Source organism: Curtobacterium sp. UNCCL20, from assembly GCF_900101675.1.
Classification (GTDB): Bacteria; Actinomycetota; Actinomycetes; order Actinomycetales; family Microbacteriaceae; genus Curtobacterium.
In genome coordinates, this window is the sequence record NZ_FNKG01000004.1 from 151,596 (window position 1) to 169,036 (window position 17,441).

The following is a 17,441-nucleotide window of genomic DNA, read 5'->3' on the forward strand; positions in this document are numbered from 1 at the left end:
TGCCGGTGCCGGTGACGGTGACGGTGACGGTGACGGTGCGGTGCCGGTGCCGGTGCGGGTGCCGGTGCCGGTGCCGGTGCCGGTGCCGGTAGACTCGGCGACGCGAATGGGTCGGTGAGACGGTCGCGTCACTCCCCCGGGAGTGCCGAGGAACGTCCGGGCTCCACAGAGCAGGGCGGTGGGTAACACCCACCCGGAGCAATCCGCGAGACAGTGCCACAGAGAACAGACCGCCGGCGGCGACGTCGGTAAGGGTGAAACGGTGGTGTAAGAGACCACCAGGGGTCCGGGTGACCGGATCTGCTCGGTAAACCTCGCCCGGAGCAAGGTCAGACAGAGGACGCTGAGGCTGCTCGCCGAGTCCTCGGGTAGACCGCTGGAGGCCGACGGCAACGTCGGTCCGAGAGAGATGGCCGTCACCGCGGCGCAGGCCGCGGGACAGAACCCGGCGTACGGCCGGCCCATTCGCACCCCACGCGCCCGCGCCGCGCCGCCCGCGCCCGCGCGTGCCGCCCGTGGGCGCGCCGCGCCGCGCAAGTTCCGCACGCGGTGCGAGGTTCGCCGCCTGGTGCGGCGCTGCAGCCCCGCACGGGCCGAGCAACCGCGCACGGGCTGACGAAGCACGCACCGTGCGATGCGCGGCCACCGGCAGGGCGCACCCCGGGACGGCGCGGCCACCGGCAGGGCGCACCCCGTCACGGCGCGGCCACCGGCCGGGCGCACCCCGGGAGGACGGCCTGGAGGCGCGGTGCCAGCCGGCACCGCGCCTCCAGGCCGTCGTGGGTCGCGTCTAGAGCCCGGACTCCGCCGTCCGCACCAGGATCGCGTCGCTGTCGGGGCAGAGCACGACGTCGTCGGGAGCCGCTCGGCGGATGTCCTGGAGGTCCGAGTTGGTGAGCGTCACGCCGGAGGCGGTCGAGACGCCGCCCTGGAGGAGCGACGCGCCGAAGCCGTACCGCGCACGCTGCCGGTCGTAGAGCGCGAGGAGGTCGGCGGGGACCTTCGCGGCGACGCTCGCGCGGCTCTGCACCGCGGACTCGCGGTCGGCCTCGAGCCGGGCGATCTCGGCGTCGCGCTCGGCGACGAGCCCCGAACGGGCAGCGTCGACGTCGGCGAGCTCGGCTTCGATGTCGCCGACCCGGGCGCGGCGGACGTCGAGGACCTCCATCACCTCGAGCTCGGCGGTCTCGAGGTCACCGATGCGGCGCTGCAGGGAGTCGAGCTCGCTCTGCAGTCCCGCGGCGTCCTTCGAGCTGGAGACGTGCTGCAGCATCGTGGTGTCGCGCTCGACCCGGGCGTTCGCGGTGGCGGTGTCGGACTCGAGGCGGGCGAGCTCGCGCTCGGCGTCCTCGACCTCGCCGGTGGCCGCGGCCAGCGCGGCGCGGAGCCCGGCGGCCTTCGTGCTGAGCTCGGTGAGCCGGTCGCCCTTCTGCAGGGCGGTGATGCGGTGTGCGATCCGGGTGACGTCGTTGTCGAGTCGCTGGACGTCGAGGAGGATGACCTGGTCCTCGGGTGCTGCCTTCATGGTCAGACTCCTTCAGTCTCGGTGGTGGGTTCGGCGGCCGGCAGGACGGCGAAGTCCCACGGGTCGGTGCGGAGGTCGCTGACGGTGACCCGGACGCCGGCGGCGCTGCGGAGCTGCTCGGCGGCGACGTCCAGCCAGAGCCACTCGGTCGCCCAGTGCGACGTGTCGATGAGGGTCGGGCCGCCGCCGAGCAGCGCCTGCTCGCGGAACTCGGACGCCGGGTGGTGGCGGAGGTCGCTCGTGACGTAGACGTCGGCGCCGAGGACAGCGGGGTGACCGAGGTAGGCGTCGCCGGCGCCGGCGCAGAGTGCGACGGTCCGGATCGGCTGGTCGAAGTCGCCGGAGACGCGGACGCCGGTGGCGGTACCGGGCAGCAGGTCGACGAGTGCCCGGGCGAGTGCGCCGAGGGTGGTCGGTTCGGCGAGGGCGCCGACGCGGCCGATGCCGGTCGACGGTTCGGCGCCGGGCTCGAGCGGCCGCTGGTCGGTGAGGCCCAGCCGGTCGGCGAGCACGGCCGAGGTGCCGGTCGTCACGACGTCGGCGTTCGTGTGGGCGGCGACGAGGGCCGTCCCGCCACGCACGAGGGTCGCGAGCACGCTGCCCTTGTACGTGGTCTCGGCGATGGTCGTCACGCCGCGGAGGAGCAGCGGGTGGTGCGTGAGGAGCAGGTCCGCACCGAGCTCCACCGCCTCGGCAGCGGTGGCGGGCACGGCGTCGACGGCGAGGTGCACGTGCTCGACGGTCTGGGCGGGGTCGCCGGCGACGAGGCCGACGGAATCCCACGACTCGGTGCCTGCGGCGGGCCACAGGTCCTCGATCACGGCCTGGAGTTCGCGGAGCGTCGGCATCCCGTCAGTCTACCGAGCGGACCGGGCCGTCAGCGGCGCCTGTGGACGGATCGCAGCGCCGGGTCCGCCGGTGGATCAGCGACGACCGAACGCGCGGAGGATGGTGGCGACAAGCCGCGACCACCAGCCCGCCGAGGACCCGGAGGTGGCGTGGGCGCCGGTCGTGGCGGCGGCCTGGCCGTCGGTCTGTTCCTCCGACGGCTCGGCCGGCACCGCGACCGCTTCGGGCAGCACCACGGGGGTGCTCGCCGTCGCGCCGGTGTGCGCGGTGAGCGCCGCGGCGAACGCGGCGCGGTCGATCACGGTCGGCCCGGTGGCGGGCTGGATGAGCGGCGTGGGACGGGTGTTCGCGGACACCGGCGAGACGACCGGGAGGGACAGCACCGGCTGGGCGGGTCCGACCGGTTCCGGGATGGTCGCCGTCCCGGGCGCGTCGATCGCGTCGACGAGATCGGTCGCGTCCACGAGGGCGGGTGCGGCGACGGCTGGGGCAGCGGCGACCGGCGCCGCGACCGGCGGCGTCACGAGCGCCGGCGTGGACGCAGCGACGTGCGCAGGGGTCGTGCGGTGCACGGGTGCCACGGGGACGCTGCCGGTGGCGGCGCGCCGGGCGGCGGACCGCTCGCGTCGGTCCGCCTCGAGGGCGGCGTCGGCGAGCAGGTCGGCGAAGACGGTGTGGGCGAAGCCGCGAGCGGCCTCGAGCTCGGGGTCACTGATGCCGGCGACCGTGGCCTCCCACGCGGCGAGGCGCGCGAGGTCCTCGTCGCGGCGGCGGACCTCGTCCTCGAGGATGACGATGCGCTCGATGGCGGTGCGTCCGGTCGAGGCCGACACCTCGACGGCGAGGTCCTCGATGCGGAGGGCGATCCGCTCCGGCGGCTCCGGGAAGGACGGCGCACAGACGGCGGCGTGCCGTGCTCGGTCGCGCGGGCGACGGAACGCGGTCTCGGTGGCACGGTCGGTCACCGCGTCGCGGTCGGCCTCCGGCTCGGTGACGGTCGTGGCGATCTCGACGGCGGCGTCCGACGCTGCGTCCGGTCGCTGCACGGGGCCGGTGACCGGCGGGACCACGAGGTCCGCCAGGTACGGGGCGCGCGTCGCCGGGGCGTCACGGAGCCACTCCTCGAGCTCGCGACCGAAGGGGTCGACGAGGGGGGTGCGTGCACCGGACTGCGATTCCATGATCGGAGGATAAATATCGCAACGCTCATTTCCGTGGACATCCGCGGTGTGTCGCTGCAGTGCCTGCCATATCGCCCGAACGTGAACGGCGTGTCGGCGCCGGGAGCCCCGGTGGTCAGAGCCGGTGCTCGAAGTCCCTGAGGAGCTCCCGGCCCGCACCCCAGCGGCCGATGCCGCTGGCGACGTTGACGTGTCCGAGCGCACCGACCCGCACGACCTCGGCGCCGAGGGTCTCTCCGAAGCCGATCGCCCGCTCGGCCGAGCAGTACGGGTCGTCGTCGCTCACCACGAGACGCACCGGCGTCGTGGTGCGGGAACCGGGCTCGGTGAACCCCGCGGCGGCGGCCGGGAAGTCCGGGGCGGCCGGGTCCGGCGGCGCGACGAGGAAGGCTCCGGCGATCGGTGGGCGGCCGACGTCCCGCAGCCAGCCGGCGACCGCGAGCACGCCGAGGCTGTGCGCGACGAGCACCGGCGGCTCGTCGAGGGCGGCGACGGCGCGGGTGATCGCCGCGTGCCAGTCGGTGGGCTCGGGGTCGCTCCACGATCCGGGCTCGATCCGGACGGCCGAGCCCGGGTCAGCAGCTTCCCGCTCCGCCTGCCACAGCGACTGCCAGTGGTCCGGGTCGGAGTTCCAGATCCCGGGGACGATCACCCACGGTCGCGGGCGGGTCAGGTGCGGTCGGTCCACGCCGGAAGCGTACCGGGAGCCCGGCAGGGTCGCGGCTCCGTGACACGTCAGCGCGTCAGCGCTGCACCGAGACGGGTCAGCGCTGCACCGAGACGCGTCAGCGCTGCAGCGTGTCGCGCGGGTACTCGCCGAACCGCGTGGCGTAGGCAGCGGAGAAGCGTCCGAGGTGGGCGAACCCCCACCGCATCGCAACCGACGCGACGGTCAGCTCGCCCGGGGCCGCCCGCCGGAGTTCGTCGCGCACGCGGTCGAGCCGGACACCGCGCAGCATCGCGTTCGGCGCCGACCCCACCTGCCGCTGGAACGCCTGCTGCAGGCCGCGCACGCTCAGCCCGACGTGTTCGGCGACGTCGGTGGTCGTGATCGGCGTGTGCGCGAACGCGTGGATGTACTCGACCGCCGCGCGGACCCGGCCGGTGGCACCCTGGGGCACCGCGACGTCCGGCGCGAGGGCGGTGTGCGGGAACGTCCGGAGGAGCGCGACCGCGGTGTCGCGCGCGGTCTCGGCGAGGACCAGCGGCGAGACCGGTGCGCTGCCGAGGACCGTGGCGGCAGCACGCTGCACCTGTGCGTTCCACCCGCGCAGGTCTGCGCGCCGCGGCGGCTGGGTGTGGTCGAACACGAGCGGGGCCGGGGCGGTGCCGTGCTGCTCGGCGGCGATGCCCTCGAGGTAGGCCCGGTCGAACTGCACCAGGCTCTGCCGGACGTCCTGCAGGTCGAAGGCGAACGGTCGCCCGGTCGGGAACGTCATCGGGGTGCCCGGCGCGAACGCCACCTCGTCACGCCCGACGTCGACCCGTCCGCCCCCGTCAGCGAGCCACATCACGACGTACTCGTCGCGCGACTCGATCTCGCCCTCCATGCGGGCGTCGAACCGCGTCGACCGGAACGACATCGTGTCGTCGCCGACGACCCGGAACCGGTAGCTGAACGGCCGTTCGGTGCGTGACGCCCGGAAGCCGGCGCCCTCGTAGGCGTCCTGGTACATGCCGATCGCCGCCTCGAGGTCGGCCCCGGACGTCTCGAAGCGGATCCTGGGGTCGGGCTCGACGTTCATCGACTGGATCGTCACACGGCGGCTCCCACCACAGGGGGCCGAGCGGAGCCCCTTGCGGGTAACGGCTCACCGGGTGCGTTTAGCGGATGAACTGACACACCCTCGTGGGGCGTCGTCCGGAACACGTCTCGGGTCAGTGCCGCCCGCGCCGCACGGTCCACCGGTTGTGGTCACCGACCCGCTCGTAGTGCAGGTCGTCCACGACCATCTGGACGAGCGCCAGCCCGCGCCCGCTCTCGGCGAGGGCGTCCGGCAGCCGGGCCGCCGACGGGTCGACCGGCACCGGGACGCCGTCGTCGACGAGGTTCGCCTCCACCGCGTCCGCTCCGACGTCGAGCCGGAGCGTGCACGAGACACCGGCACCGTCGGCACCGTGCTCGATGACGTTCGAGGCGAGTTCGACGAGCGCGAGTTCGAGTGCCATCCGGTCCTCGGCGGACACCGTGGGCTCGGTGCCCCACACGTGCTCGAGGAACGTGTGGACTGCCGTCACATCGTCCGGCGGACACGACAGGTCGAGGCTGTGCCCACCCACCGCGGTGCTCATCCCCAGTCGGTCACCGCAGCGTCCCCGTCCGGGTACGTGCGGAGGATCTTGTCCATGTTGGAGAGCTTCAGCACCATCTCGACCTGGTCGGAGGGTGCCGCGATGCGCAGGTCTCCGCCGGACTGCCGAGCGGTCTTCAAGCAGCCGACGAGGGCGCCGAGGCCGGACGAGTCCATGAACTCGACACCGGACAGTTCGACGACGACGTGGGAACGCCCGTCGTCGACGACCCGGGCGACCGTCTCGCGGAAGGTCGGCGCGGACACCATGTTGAGGCGGCCGCTGCACTCGAGCACGGCGACGTCTGGGTCCGCCTCGTGTACGACGATGTCCATGTCGGTGCCTCCTCAGGTCGGCGCGGGGTGCACCATGCAACCTACCGGGTCAGGCGGTGGGTGGCCGCTCACCCCGCCGCGTCGCGACGACCTGCACCACCACGGCCGCCGCCATCAGCACCGCCATCACCAGGCCCATCGCCACCGCGGTCCCCCCGAGCGCCCCGGCCAGCGGCGTCCCGAGCCCGCCGAGGCCGAACGTCAACCCGCCCTGCAGCGCCGCGGCCGTCCCCGGGTGCGCCGACCCGACGTGCTGCGTCCGCGTCATGGCCGCCGGCAGCACGAACCCCCACGCCGCGGTGACGACGGCGAGCGAGCACCAGACCGGCACCGCCCCGAGCCCGAGCAGCGCCGATCCGAGGACGCCGATCGCGCCGAGCGTCCCGAGCGCGAGCCCGAACGAGAGCAGCGCGTCCTCGGAGAACCGCCCCACGACGCGGCGGAACACGAGGGTCGTCACGATCATCATCGAGGCGTTCGTGGCGAACACGAGCGTGTACAGGCCCTCGGAGAACCCGAACTCGGACTGGAACACGAACGAGCTCGTCGCGATGTAGGCGAAGAACCCGATCGTCGAGAGCACCCCGGTCAGCACGTACAGCCGGAAGCGCGGGATCGCCATGAGCTGCCGGATGCGCTGCCAGTTCGCGCCGAAGCCCACACCGCCGCGGGACGCCGCCGGCAGGGTCTCGTGGAACCGCACGACGACGGCGGCGAAGAACACCGCGCCGAGGACGGCGAGCACGACGAACATGATCCGCCAGGTGCCGACCGTCAGGACCGCTCCCCCGGCCAGCGGCGCGACCACGGGACCGATCGCGTTGATCGCGGCGAGGGTGCCGAACACCTTCGCCATCCGCGGTCCGTCGGTCACGTCGGACACCATGGCCCGTCCGGCGACGGCTCCGGCGGCACCGGCGAGCCCCTGGAACACCCGGGCGACGACGAGCGTCACGACGTCGGGCGCGAGCGCGCAGCCCACCGACGCCAGCGCGAACACCGCCGTCCCGACGAGCATGAGCGGACGCCGCCCGATGCCGTCGCTCACGGGCCCGGCGAGCAGCTGCCCGACCGCGAACGCGACGAGGAACGCCGTCAGCGACAGCTGGACCGCGCCGGGTGTCGTCCCGAGGTCGCGCGCGATCGCGGGCAACGCGGGGATGTACATGTCGGTCGCGAACGGCGAGACCCCGACGATCAGCGCGAGCGGCACGATCGGCGGCAGGGTCGTCCGGATGGTCGGGTTCCGCGTGCGCTCCGTCGTCACCCGCGCGACGATACGCGCCCACGAATCGATTCGACAAGCGTCCGACGCGACCAGGACACCGGACTGGAGGCGCGTGGCGGCCCCGCCACGCGCCTCCAGGCCGCCGACCGGTCGCGTCCGGGACGCAACGCACGACGGGCGTGGTGCGGCACTGCCGCGACCACGCCCGTCTCCGTGCGCTGCCGGATCAGCCGGTGTTCTGCAGACCGGCGGCGATCCCGTTCACGGTGAGGAGGAGCAGGCGGTGGTCGCCGTCCGTCGGGTCCGTGCTGCCCGTGGTCCGGATGGCCCGGAGCGCGCGGAGCTGCAGGTGCGACAGGGCGTCGACGTAGGGGCTGCGGAGGCGGACGGCGCGGGCGAGCACCGGCCGGTCCTCGAGCACGTCGCTGCCGCCGGAGATGCGGAGCACCCACTCACGGGTGCGGATCATCTCGTCGAGCACCTTCGCGGCGAGGTCGTCGCGGTCGGCGAGCTCGAGGTACCGGCGCGCGATCTGCTCGTCGGTCTTCGCCAGCGACATCTCGACGTTCTTGAGCATCGCGCCGAACAGCGGCCACTCTACGGAGGCGGTGCGGAGGAGTTCCACGTCACCCACGGCCTCGAGCGCCGACCCGAGCCCGTACCAACCGGCGAGGTTGATGCGTGCCTGGGTCCACGAGAACACCCACGGGATCGCCCGGAGGTCCTCCAGCGACTCCACCGAGAGCCCGCGGCGGGCCGGACGGGAACCGAGCGGCAGGAGACCGATCTCCTCCATCGGCGTGACCCGGGCGAACCACGGCGCGAACCCGTCGGCCTTCACGAGGTCGTAGAACGCCTGCCGCGACTCGTCGTCGAGGCGCTGCGCGAGCTCGGCGAACCGTCCGGCGGCGACGGCGGTGCGCTCCTCGTTCGACGGCGACGACGCGAACAGCGTGGCCGAGGCCATCTGCTCGAGGTGTCGCGCGGCGATGTCCTTGTCGCCGTACTGGGCGAAGATGACCTCGCCCTGCTCGGTGAGCTTCAGCCGACCGTCGATCGACCCCGGCGGCTGCGCGAGCACGGCCTCGTTCGCCGGTCCGCCACCCCGGCCGAGCGAGCCGCCACGGCCGTGGAACAGCGTCAGCTCGACGTCGTTGTCCCTCGCCCAGTCGGCGATCCGCGCCTGGGCGTCGTACAGGGCGAGGTTCGCCGACACCGGACCGACGTCCTTCGACGAGTCCGAGTAACCGAGCATGACCTCGAGCCGCCGCCCGGTCACCGCGAGGCGTCGCTGGAACGCCTCGGTCCGGACGGCCTCGTCGAGGATGTCGACGCTGGCGTGCAGGTCGGCGAAGGTCTCGAAGAGCGGGATCACGTCGAGCACCGGTGCGGCCTCGACGGACCCGAGGGCCGCGACCGCGAGCTCGTGCACGTTCGCCAGGTCCGCTGCGGACTGGGTGAACGACACGATGTAGCGGCTCGCCGCCCGGGTGCCGTAGCGGGACTGCAGCGAGGCGATCGTCCGGAAGACGGACAGCACCTCTTCCGTCATCTCGCTCAGCTCGCCGCCCGCGCGGATCTCGGCGAGGGCGTTGCGGTGCACCTGCGAGTGCTGCCGGACCTCGAGCTCCGCCAGGTGGAACCCGAAGGTCTCGACCTGCCAGACGAGGTTCTGCAGCTCGCCGTTCGCCGGACGCGTGGCACCGGCGGCGACGAGCGACGCCTGGATGGTGCGGAGGTCGGACAGGAGCTCGTCCGGCCCGCCGTAGGCCAGCTCGGACTGACCCTGGCGCGTGGCGTCGATGCGTGCGGCGACGAACAGCAGGGCACGTCGGTGCGTCTCGTTCGGGGCGCGGACGCCGATGCGCTCGGCGATCCCCGGGTCGAGCGACTCCTGCGCGGCCACGAGCGCGGTGAGGCCGGCGTCGGCCGGGGTCTCGCTCGCGTCGAGCGTCAGGGTGCTGCCGATGCGGGTCGCGGCGCGGGCGAGCCCGAGGAGGACGTGCTCCGCCGCGATCTCGGCGGCCTGTCGGGTGACGTCCGCCGTCACGTGCGGGTTGCCGTCGCGGTCGCCGCCGATCCACGTGCCGAAGCGGACGAAGGCGGGCGCGGTGACCGGGGTGCGTCCGGCCTCGTCGCCCTGCAGCCGGTCGTCGAGCAGGCGGTACACCTGCGGCACGATCTCGAACAGGGTCTGGTCGAACACGCTCATCGCCGTGCGGACCTCGTCGAGCGGGGTCGGCCGGGTCGTGCGGAGCGGCGAGGTGCGGAGGAGGGTCGTGATCTCCTCGAGCAGCCGTCGCTCGTTCTCGGCCAGGGCGGTCGTGTTCGTGGTGCGGTCGCGCTCGTCGATGAGGTCCGTGATCCGGCGGACCGCCGTGGTCACCGCTCGGCGGCGGGCCTCGGTCGGGTGGGCGGTCAGGACCGGGTGGAAGCGGAGCTCGCGCAGCCGCTTGGCCGCCTCGTCGGCGCCGACCTGCTCGACGAGCGAGGCGTAGGTGGCCGGGAACGAGTCCCCCGCGACACCGCCGTCGTCGCCGCGGAAGCGCAGCACGCGGACGCGGTGGTGCTCCTCGGCGAGGTTCGTCAGGTGGAAGTACGTCGTGAACGCCTGTGCGACGGCCTCGGCACGCTCGGCCGACATCGCCGCCACGATCGCCTCGGCGCGCGCGGCACCCTCGGCCTCGCCGCCCTCGTACGCGTCGATGACCGCGGCCCGCAGGCTCTCGACGTCGTGCAGCAGGTCGTCGCCGCCGGTCTCACGCAGCACCCGCCCGAGCAGGTTGCCGAGGTACCGCACGTCCGAGCGCAGGTCGCTGTCGACCGCGCCGCTGACGTCGTCCCGCGCGCGCCCGTGGCGCGTCGATCCGTCGATCGTCATGTGGTCCTTTCCGGGTCGTCCGGGAGGCTCGTCCCGGGTCCCAGCAGCGTATCGGCCCGTCGAGACGGGTGACGACAACCGTCCGGACGGATCGGTGAGCGGTGTACCTCGCACCCGGGCGGAGACCGGGCTGCGTTCGTAGACTCCCGGCAGGGGTGCGCAGCGCCCGTACGTGGAGGCAGCCATGAGCGAGACCGACGGAGCGAACGCGGCCGAGGAAGCGAACGCGGCCGAGGGGCAGGACGCGGTGCGCGGGCCGAACGCGGCGGGCGGGCCGGACGCGCCCGACCCGGCCACCCGGCGGACCGGGGCCGACGACGCGGGGCGGGTCGCGCCTCCCGGCCCGGACCGGACCGCACCGACGACCGCCGCCCCGCCCCCGGTGAAGCGGTGGGTCTTCTGGCCGGCAGCCGGCATCGTGTTGGCGTTCGTGGTCGTCGCACTCATCGCCCCCCGCAGGACCGAGGCCGTCTTCGCCACCGTGCAGGCCGCGATCGTGCGGGACTTCGGCTGGTACTACGTGATCGTCGCGGCGGGCTTCGTCGTGTTCGCGGTCTGGATCGGCTTCAGCCGCTTCGGCGACATCGTGCTCGGGCAGGACGACGAGAAGCCGGAGTTCTCGACGACGTCGTGGCTCGCGCTGCTGTTCGCCGCCGGCATGGGCATCGGACTCGTGTTCTACGGCGTCGCCGAACCCCTCAGCCACTTCGCCGCACCGCGCCCGGGCGTCACGGGGAACCAGGACGAGCTCGCACAGCAGGCTCTGACGCAGACGTTCCTGCACTGGGGCCTGCACGCGTGGGCGATCTACGTCGTCGTCGGCCTCGCGCTCGCCTACGCCATCCACCGGCGGTCACGGCCGGTGTCGATCCGGTGGGCGCTCGAACCCCTGCTCGGTGGACGGGTGGTCGGCGGGTGGGGCAACCTCATCGACGTCCTCGCCCTGATCGGCACGCTGTTCGGCGTCGCGACGTCGCTCGGCCTCGGCGTGCTGCAGATCGGCTCGGGCCTCGAGTACACCGGCATCGCGGAGAACACCCGCGGGCTGCAGATCGGACTCATCGTCGTCGTCAGCCTCATCGCGATCGCGTCGCTCCTCAGCGGTGTCGGCAAGGGCATGAAGATCCTGTCCAACATCAACCTCGCGCTCGCTGCCCTGCTCCTCGTGTTCGTGCTGTTCGTCGGGCCGACACAGTTCCTCCTGGGCGAGTTCGTGCAGTCCATCGGCCAGTACGTGCAGGGGTTCGTCGGGCTCGCCTTCGACACCAGCGCCTTCGCGGGCAAGGCCGGCCAGGAGTGGCAGGGCGCCTGGACGACGTTCTACTAGGGCTGGTGGATGTCCTGGGCACCGTTCGTCGGCATCTTCATCGCCCGGATCTCCCGCGGACGCACCGTCCGGCAGTTCGTGCTCGGCGTCCTGTTCGTGCCGACGCTCCTCACGTTCCTCTGGTTCGCGATCATGGGCGGCACCGCTTTGTACGACCAGCTGCACGGCAGCGGCGACCTGATCGGGCAGGGCGGCAGCGTCGCCGTCGAGCAGGTGCTGTTCCAGCTGCTCGGGAGCATGCCGGCCGGGTCCGTCCTCGTCATCGGGGCGATCATCCTGATCGGGGTGTTCTTCGTGACCTCGGCGGACTCGGGCGCGCTCGTGATGGGCATGATCGCGACCGGCGGCCAGCTCGAGCCGAAGAACTGGATCCGGGTCTTCTTCGCCGGGGTCACCGCCCTCGTCGCGGTGGCGCTGCTGCTCGCCGGAGGACTGAACGCGCTGAAGACGGCGGCGATCACGACCGCCCTGCCGTTCAGCATCGTGATGGTGCTGATGTGCTGGTCGACGGTGATCGCCTTCACCCGGGAGCGGCGGGCGTACGCGCGGGCCGAGCGGCGGGCGCTCATGGCCGACCTGGCGGAGTTCTACCAGCAGGAGGTGGTGGACCCGGCGGAGCGGGCGCCCAGGACCGGGCCGATCCAGAAGCTGGCGCGGCGGATCCGGCGCTGAGCGCGCGCGCGGCGGGGCGCGGTGCGCGGGGCGGGGCGCGGCGCGGTGCGCGCGGCGGGGCGCACGGTGCCGCCTCCGTCACCCCGTGCCGGGTTGACGGCGCCGTGCGGCGCTGCGGCACCGCACCGGGCGCCGAACCCGTCACGGAGTTGCCGAACCCGCACGGTGCGCCGCGCGATCTCGGCGGTCAGCGAGCGGCGGGCCGTGCGACCTCGGCCGCCGGACCCCGCCGCGCGTCGAGCTGCGCGAGCAAGCCGTCGTCGAGCGCCCGGGCCAGTTCGACCTCGGCGATGACGCGCTCCCGCTCCTCGGCGGACCACGGCGCGGCATCGAGTTGCGCCCGGTACGTGCTCTCGAACGCGGCCGGGTCGGCGACCTGGTCGAAGATGTAGAACAGGATGCCGTTCGTGTCGAAACCGAACTGCTCGGCGAGCACCCGTCCGGTCAGTTCGCCGCCGGACAGGTCGCCGAGGTACCGCGTGTAGTGGTGCGCGACGAAGCCGCCCGGCCACGTGGCGGCGACCTCGTTGAGCCGTCGGACGTACGCCGTGGTCGCCGGCAGCGGGCACACCAGCTCCGACCAGTCCGGCCCGATCAGGTACTCGAGGTCGGCGCGGATCGCGGGCAGCCGGGTCAGCTGCGAGGTGACGAACGGGGCCACGACGGGATTGTCCGCCATCCGGTCGGCCGCCCGCTCAAGGGCGTCGTACACGAACGAGTACTGCCCGAGCAGGTCGGCGTAGTCGGCGACGTCGCAGCCACCGGACCGCAGGTCGGCGATGAAGTCGTTCCCGGCCGGGGACCCGGCGGACCGGGCCGCGCGGCGTCGCAGCAGCTCCGAGAACGGGATGACGGTCGTGGTCATGAGGTAAGGCTAACCTCAGTCAGGTGAACGTCAAGCACCCGAGAGGAAGCTCGCAGCGATGAGCTCGAAACCCAAGCGCCCCCAGCACGTCTTCGTCGTCGACCGGTCGGAGCGCCTCTCCCCCCACATGGTCCGCGTCCACCTGGGCGGTCCCGCGTTCGACGGCTTCGTCGCAGCTGCCGACCCGGAGCGCCTCGACGCGACGGACAAGTACGTGAAGCTCCTCCTCGCGAAGCCGTCGCTCGGGCTGACGCCGCCGTACGACCTCGAGGCGCTGCGCGAGACCCTCCCGAAGGACGACCGGCCCGCCCGCCGCACCTACACCGTGCGTTCGGTCGACCACACGGCGAAGACGATCGCGGTCGACTTCGTCGTGCACGGCGACGACGGCCTCGCCGGCCCGTGGGCAGCATCCGCGCAGCCCGGCGACCTCCTCGCACTCTCCGGCCCGGGCGGCGGCTACTCGCCGTCCACCGACCCGGCCGTCACGCACGTGCTGCTCGGTGACGACAGCTCACTCCCGGCGATCTCCGCCGCCCTGGAGGCCATGCCCGACTCCGCCACCGGCGTCGCCCTCGTCGAGGTGGCCGGCCCCGACGACGAACTGCCCGTCCGCCACCCGGCCGGGGTCGACCTGCGGTGGCTGCACCGCGACGCCGCCGGCGCCGAGCCGGGCACGCTCCTGCTGGAGACGGCCCGTCAGCTGCCCCGTGCCTCCCGGCCCGTCCAGGTCTTCGCGCACGGCGAGCGGACCGCGATGAAGGCGATCCGTCGGCTGCTGCAGGACGACTGGGGACTCGAGAAGTCGGACATGTCGCTGTCCGCGTACTGGGCGCTCGGCCGTGCCGAGGACCGGTTCCAGGAGGAGAAGCGCGAACCCATCGGCGTCATCTTCACCGAGTGACGCGCGCTCGGCGCGTTCCGTCCGGACCTGGAGGCACGTGGCACGTCAGTGGCTGCGGCTAGCGTTCCGGACATGGTCGCCTCCTCGTGCTGCGTGCCCGGTTGCGCAGCGGATGTCGCGTCGGCCGCGCCCGCGGGTGTGCCGCTCTGCGCCGGCCACGTGACGCTGGTGGCGGACGCCGCGGCGGAGCACCTCGGCGTCGAGGACGTCCTGCCGGGCCCGTGTCCGATGTGCGGGTCACGGATCGGCGTGCGCTTCCCCACCGGCATCGTCTGCGCGGTGTGCGAGTGGCGGTACGGCGAGGTCCCCGACGCCGACCTCGCTCCTCCGCGCGTCGACGTCGTCTACTACCTGCGGATGCGCGACGACTTCGGCGACCGGATCAAGATCGGCACGACGACGAACCCGCGCCAGCGACTCGCGGCGATCCCGCAACAGGAGCTCCTCGGGTTCGAGCGGGGCGACCGGACGCTCGAGCGGCGGCGGCACGCGCAGTTCGCGGCGACGAGGTACGCGGGGACCGAGTGGTTCCGGGTGACGCCGGAGCTGCTCGAGCACGTGGGCGTCGTGGCCGCGGGTGTGAGCGACCCGTGGGAGCTGCACGCCCGGTGGCGGAGCGAGGCGCTGGCGCTGCGCGGCTGACGCGGCGGGGCGCGGCCTGCGGCGGCCGGCGGACTTCGCGCAACGCAAGTCCTTCCGAACCACCGAAACCCGCGGTTCGGACGGACTTCGGCTGTGCGGTGCACCGTGGCGGCGGCTGGCGCGGCCTGCGGCGGCGGCGGGCGGCCGCGGCGGCGGGCTGCGGCCGGCGCGGCGGCGGGCGGCGGACTTCGCGCAACGCAAGTCCTTCCGAACCACCGAAACGCGCGGTTCGGACGTCCTTCGGTTGTGCGGTGCACCGCGGCGCGCTGGCGGGCGGTGCACCGCGGCGCGCCGGCAGGGGGCGCACCGACGGACCGGGACGTCAGCGGCCGTCCGGGTCAGCGGGCGTACGCGTCGACGAACAGCGCGCCGCGGATCTCGCGCAGCGTGTCGGTCAGGCGCGCGATGGTCTTGCCGGAGATGCCGGACACCTCGAGGTCGTACGGACCGAGGGCCTGCAGCCGCCCGGTCCGGATGCGGACGACCTCCCACCCGACGGCCCGCACTGCGCGGTCCTTCCGGCGGTCGGTCTCTTGCCGGGGCCCGACGTGCTCGAGGCCGTGCCGACCGGTGGAGTCGTACTCGATGGCGACGCGGAGCTCGGGCAGGATGATGTCCGGCCACGCCTCCACGTGGTCGAAGAACGGCTTGTCGAGGCGGATCGCGGAGTGGTCGAACGTGAACTCGAAGCGTTCGGCGAGGGCGGCTCGGAGCTCGGCCTCGACCGCGGAGGCCGTCGCCGGGGCACAGCGGCTCGGGAACGACTCCCCCGACGGCAGCCGCGGGGTCTTCGGGCAGATCGACCGGGGAACGGACGGCTTCGGTCGTCGGGGTGCGCCGGGTTCGGGGCGACGCGGCCGGGCGCGGGTGGAGGCCACCGCTCCGGCCGGAGTGCCCCGCGACGGCGCTGCCGGCAGGGTCTGCCGCCCGGTGGACCGCACGACCCGCTGCGGCACCGGGACCGCGGCCGGCCAGTCCTCGGGCAGGACGGGCCACCGCTGGGGCTGGGCCTGCACCGCGCACTCGGGGCACCAGACGGACCTGCGGCGCTCACGTCCGGGCCGGGAGCGCTGCTCGGCAGGCGTCGCGACGAACACGTGCCCCACGTCGCACTCCCACGTGAGGAGCACCTCGGCCGCGGGCGGGACCTGGCTCAGCACGACGCCGTGGTTCCAATCCGGGTGGTACTGCCGGATGAGCACCGGGTACGGAGCCCACTCGGCGCGGAACTCCCCCACGGCGTACGGGACCGCCACACCGCGCGACCACTGCCGGCGGCGCCACCACGCGTCGACGGGTTCAGCCACACGGCCACGCTAAGCACGGCCACCGACACACGGCGCGCACGGCCACCGACACACGGCGCGAGCGTCGTTCGCACCACCCGCGATCCGGACCGATCGCAGTCCCCCTTCTTCGTCAGTCGGCGGGCGGCACCGCGAACGTGAACCGCTCCGGCCCGGCCTCGGAGCCGTCGTCGAGCACCCGGATACCGGACTCGCGGCACGCGGTCACCCCGTCGCGGTGCACCCGCTCGGGCCGGGGCCGCTTCGGCACCCCGGCCGCGCCGAACACCGCCCACGCGTTCGCGGCGGCGGCGCTCGTGAACCGGGTGCTGTACCGGACGCCGGCGAACCCCGCGGCGTCGAATGCGCGTGCCCAGGCCTGCGGCACCCGGTAGTCCCCCATCGTCTGGAGCTCGGCGCCGACGCCGAAGCGGACGGCGGCCGGGTGCGTGACGTCGGCGAAGCGCCGGCCGCGGGACGCCCGGGCGGCCACGACGACCATCTCGCGCGCCCGGGAGGCGAACACGGTGTTGGTGGTGAGCACGTGGTGCGCCAGCCGCTCGCGCACGGCGACCTCGACCGCGTCGGCCCAGTAGCAGGTGCCCCGCGGGACAGCGAGGTCGAAGCGTCCGCCGTCCACTCCGTCGGCGTCCGGCTCGGTGCTGGCGAACCACCAGGCACCGCGGTCGTGCCGCTTCGCGCGGTAGAAGGTGGTGCCGCGGGATTCTTCCGCGGGGAACCCGGCGAGGTCGAGGTCGTCGCGCGGCGGACGTTGAGCGACCTCGTTCCGACTCGGCGTCACGCGTCCGCTGCCCACGCGTGGGCGGCACGGCGCGCTGCCGCGAGGACCTGCTCGTCGCGGCCGTCGCGGAGCGCCTGGGCAGCGGTGGTGCCGCCGAACTCGTCGGCCTCGGTGTTGAGCCACAGGGCGCTGCCCCACGGGTCGATGCGGTCCGGATCGATGAGCGCCAGCACCTGCCGGAGGTTCGGGAGCGGCGCGCCGGAGACCCCGAACTGGAACGACGGGAACACCAGGCTGCCGTCGCCGATCTTCAGCCCGATGAGGTCGCGCTTGGCCACCGCCTTGCTGAGCGCCTGGCGGGTGACCCCGCGCCAGGCCGCCAGGGTCGGGGTGTCGTAGAAGGGCCCGATCAAGGCGTCCGCCTCGTGCTTCACGGCGGGGAGGGCCGCGACCATCCGGTCGGCGAGCAGCTCGACGTCGGCGCCGGACTGGAGTGCGCCGTCCGCCCGCCCGCCGAGGATCCGGCCGCGGAGCGCCTCGATGAGTGCCCGCTCGGTGGGGCTCAGCTCGGTGCGTCCCGTTCCGCGATCGTGCTCGGTGCGAGCCCGTTCGGTCGTCGCCATGATCGGCCTCCTGTCAACCGTGTCAACCCATTCTCGCGCATCAGCGACAACCGCGTCAACCGTCGACGACGTCGAGTGCGCGTCGACTG

15 protein-coding genes, 1 other RNA gene and 1 pseudogene are annotated in these 17,441 nt (G+C 73.6%); 4 read left to right on the forward strand and 13 right to left on the reverse strand.

What is annotated here, in order from left to right; translation table 11 throughout:
- The first annotated feature begins 107 nt into the window (after positions 1–107).
- Positions 108–468: RNase P RNA component class A (gene rnpB, locus BLT36_RS16370), an RNA gene on the forward strand.
- Between the two features lie 322 nt (positions 469–790).
- On the opposite strand, the gene BLT36_RS16375 is transcribed toward rnpB, so the two are convergent.
- The 9 genes from BLT36_RS16375 to BLT36_RS16415 all read right to left on the reverse strand — a co-directional run bounded on the left by BLT36_RS16375 (position 791) and on the right by BLT36_RS16415 (position 10,291).
- The gene (locus BLT36_RS16375; protein WP_092096784.1) at positions 791–1,525 is read right to left on the reverse strand and encodes a zinc ribbon domain-containing protein; all 735 of its coding nucleotides are present in this window, start codon (positions 1,523–1,525) and stop codon (positions 791–793) included.
- A gap of 2 nt (positions 1,526–1,527) precedes the next feature.
- Positions 1,528–2,373, reverse strand: coding sequence for a Nif3-like dinuclear metal center hexameric protein (locus BLT36_RS16380; protein ID WP_092096785.1), 846 nt, complete (start codon positions 2,371–2,373; stop codon positions 1,528–1,530).
- A gap of 75 nt (positions 2,374–2,448) precedes the next feature.
- On the reverse strand, positions 2,449–3,555 hold the full coding sequence (locus BLT36_RS16385) for a hypothetical protein (protein WP_092096787.1): 1,107 nt from the start codon (positions 3,553–3,555) through the stop codon (positions 2,449–2,451).
- A 115-nt stretch (positions 3,556–3,670) separates the two neighbouring features.
- Positions 3,671–4,243: an RBBP9/YdeN family alpha/beta hydrolase gene (locus tag BLT36_RS16390; protein WP_217638326.1), complete on the reverse strand. Its 573-nt coding sequence runs from the start codon at positions 4,241–4,243 to the stop codon at positions 3,671–3,673.
- Positions 4,244–4,340: 97 nt separating this feature from the next.
- On the reverse strand, positions 4,341–5,300 hold the full coding sequence (locus tag BLT36_RS16395; RefSeq protein ID WP_139166499.1) for a helix-turn-helix transcriptional regulator: 960 nt from the start codon (positions 5,298–5,300) through the stop codon (positions 4,341–4,343).
- A 133-nt stretch (positions 5,301–5,433) separates the two neighbouring features.
- Complete coding sequence (locus BLT36_RS16400) at positions 5,434–5,847, reverse strand: ATP-binding protein (protein WP_092096790.1); 414 nt, start codon at positions 5,845–5,847, stop codon at positions 5,434–5,436.
- The gene (locus BLT36_RS16405; RefSeq protein ID WP_092096792.1) at positions 5,844–6,182 is read right to left on the reverse strand and encodes an STAS domain-containing protein; all 339 of its coding nucleotides are present in this window, start codon (positions 6,180–6,182) and stop codon (positions 5,844–5,846) included. Before BLT36_RS16405 ends, BLT36_RS16400 begins: the two co-directional genes overlap by 4 nt.
- Before the next feature lie 49 nt (positions 6,183–6,231).
- On the reverse strand, positions 6,232–7,449 hold the full coding sequence (locus BLT36_RS16410) for a multidrug effflux MFS transporter (protein ID WP_254787710.1): 1,218 nt from the start codon (positions 7,447–7,449) through the stop codon (positions 6,232–6,234).
- Positions 7,450–7,636: 187 nt separating this feature from the next.
- A complete protein-coding gene (locus BLT36_RS16415) occupies positions 7,637–10,291 on the reverse strand; it encodes a phosphoenolpyruvate carboxylase (RefSeq protein ID WP_092096795.1) in 2,655 nt (884 codons plus the stop codon).
- A 382-nt stretch (positions 10,292–10,673) separates the two neighbouring features.
- Between BLT36_RS16415 and BLT36_RS16420 the strand changes: the two are divergent.
- Positions 10,674–12,290: pseudogene (locus BLT36_RS16420) on the forward strand (BCCT family transporter).
- A 187-nt stretch (positions 12,291–12,477) separates the two neighbouring features.
- Here BLT36_RS16420 and BLT36_RS16425 read toward each other — a convergent pair.
- Positions 12,478–13,155, reverse strand: coding sequence for a biliverdin-producing heme oxygenase (locus BLT36_RS16425; RefSeq protein WP_092096796.1), 678 nt, complete (start codon positions 13,153–13,155; stop codon positions 12,478–12,480).
- Between the two features lie 58 nt (positions 13,156–13,213).
- Between BLT36_RS16425 and BLT36_RS16430 the strand changes: the two genes are divergently transcribed.
- Both BLT36_RS16430 and BLT36_RS16435 read left to right on the forward strand, forming a co-directional pair.
- The gene (locus tag BLT36_RS16430) at positions 13,214–14,059 is read left to right on the forward strand and encodes a siderophore-interacting protein (RefSeq protein ID WP_092096798.1); all 846 of its coding nucleotides are present in this window, start codon (positions 13,214–13,216) and stop codon (positions 14,057–14,059) included.
- A 72-nt stretch (positions 14,060–14,131) separates the two neighbouring features.
- On the forward strand, positions 14,132–14,701 hold the full coding sequence (locus tag BLT36_RS16435) for a GIY-YIG nuclease family protein (protein ID WP_092096799.1): 570 nt from the start codon (positions 14,132–14,134) through the stop codon (positions 14,699–14,701).
- A 338-nt stretch (positions 14,702–15,039) separates the two neighbouring features.
- Here BLT36_RS16435 and BLT36_RS16440 read toward each other — a convergent pair whose 3' ends face one another.
- The 3 genes from BLT36_RS16440 to BLT36_RS16450 form a co-directional block, all read right to left on the reverse strand.
- The gene (locus BLT36_RS16440; protein ID WP_092096801.1) at positions 15,040–16,008 is read right to left on the reverse strand and encodes a hypothetical protein; all 969 of its coding nucleotides are present in this window, start codon (positions 16,006–16,008) and stop codon (positions 15,040–15,042) included.
- Between the two features lie 112 nt (positions 16,009–16,120).
- Positions 16,121–16,789, reverse strand: coding sequence for an RES family NAD+ phosphorylase (locus BLT36_RS16445; protein WP_092097280.1), 669 nt, complete (start codon positions 16,787–16,789; stop codon positions 16,121–16,123).
- A complete protein-coding gene (locus tag BLT36_RS16450) occupies positions 16,786–17,352 on the reverse strand; it encodes a hypothetical protein (protein WP_092096802.1) in 567 nt (188 codons plus the stop codon). Before BLT36_RS16450 ends, BLT36_RS16445 begins: the two co-directional genes overlap by 4 nt.
- Between the last annotated feature and the right edge of the window lie 89 nt (positions 17,353–17,441).

Bases quoted from the DNA above. Each gene is read 5' to 3' on its own strand.
- BLT36_RS16375 (WP_092096784.1), bottom strand. From the start codon at position 1,525: ATGAAGGCAGCACCCGAGGACCAGGTCATCCTCCTCGACGTCCAGCGA.
- BLT36_RS16380 (WP_092096785.1), bottom strand. From the start codon at position 2,373: ATGCCGACGCTCCGCGAACTCCAGGCCGTGATCGAGGACCTGTGGCCC.
- BLT36_RS16385 (WP_092096787.1), bottom strand. From the start codon at position 3,555: ATGGAATCGCAGTCCGGTGCACGCACCCCCCTCGTCGACCCCTTCGGT.
- BLT36_RS16395 (WP_139166499.1), bottom strand. From the start codon at position 5,300: ATGAACGTCGAGCCCGACCCCAGGATCCGCTTCGAGACGTCCGGGGCC.
- BLT36_RS16400 (WP_092096790.1), bottom strand. From the start codon at position 5,847: ATGAGCACCGCGGTGGGTGGGCACAGCCTCGACCTGTCGTGTCCGCCG.
- BLT36_RS16405 (WP_092096792.1), bottom strand. From the start codon at position 6,182: ATGGACATCGTCGTACACGAGGCGGACCCAGACGTCGCCGTGCTCGAG.
- BLT36_RS16415 (WP_092096795.1), bottom strand. From the start codon at position 10,291: ATGACGATCGACGGATCGACGCGCCACGGGCGCGCGCGGGACGACGTC.
- BLT36_RS16425 (WP_092096796.1), bottom strand. From the start codon at position 13,155: ATGACCACGACCGTCATCCCGTTCTCGGAGCTGCTGCGACGCCGCGCG.
- BLT36_RS16430 (WP_092096798.1), top strand. From the start codon at position 13,214: ATGAGCTCGAAACCCAAGCGCCCCCAGCACGTCTTCGTCGTCGACCGG.
- BLT36_RS16435 (WP_092096799.1), top strand. From the start codon at position 14,132: ATGGTCGCCTCCTCGTGCTGCGTGCCCGGTTGCGCAGCGGATGTCGCG.
- BLT36_RS16450 (WP_092096802.1), bottom strand. From the start codon at position 17,352: ATGGCGACGACCGAACGGGCTCGCACCGAGCACGATCGCGGAACGGGA.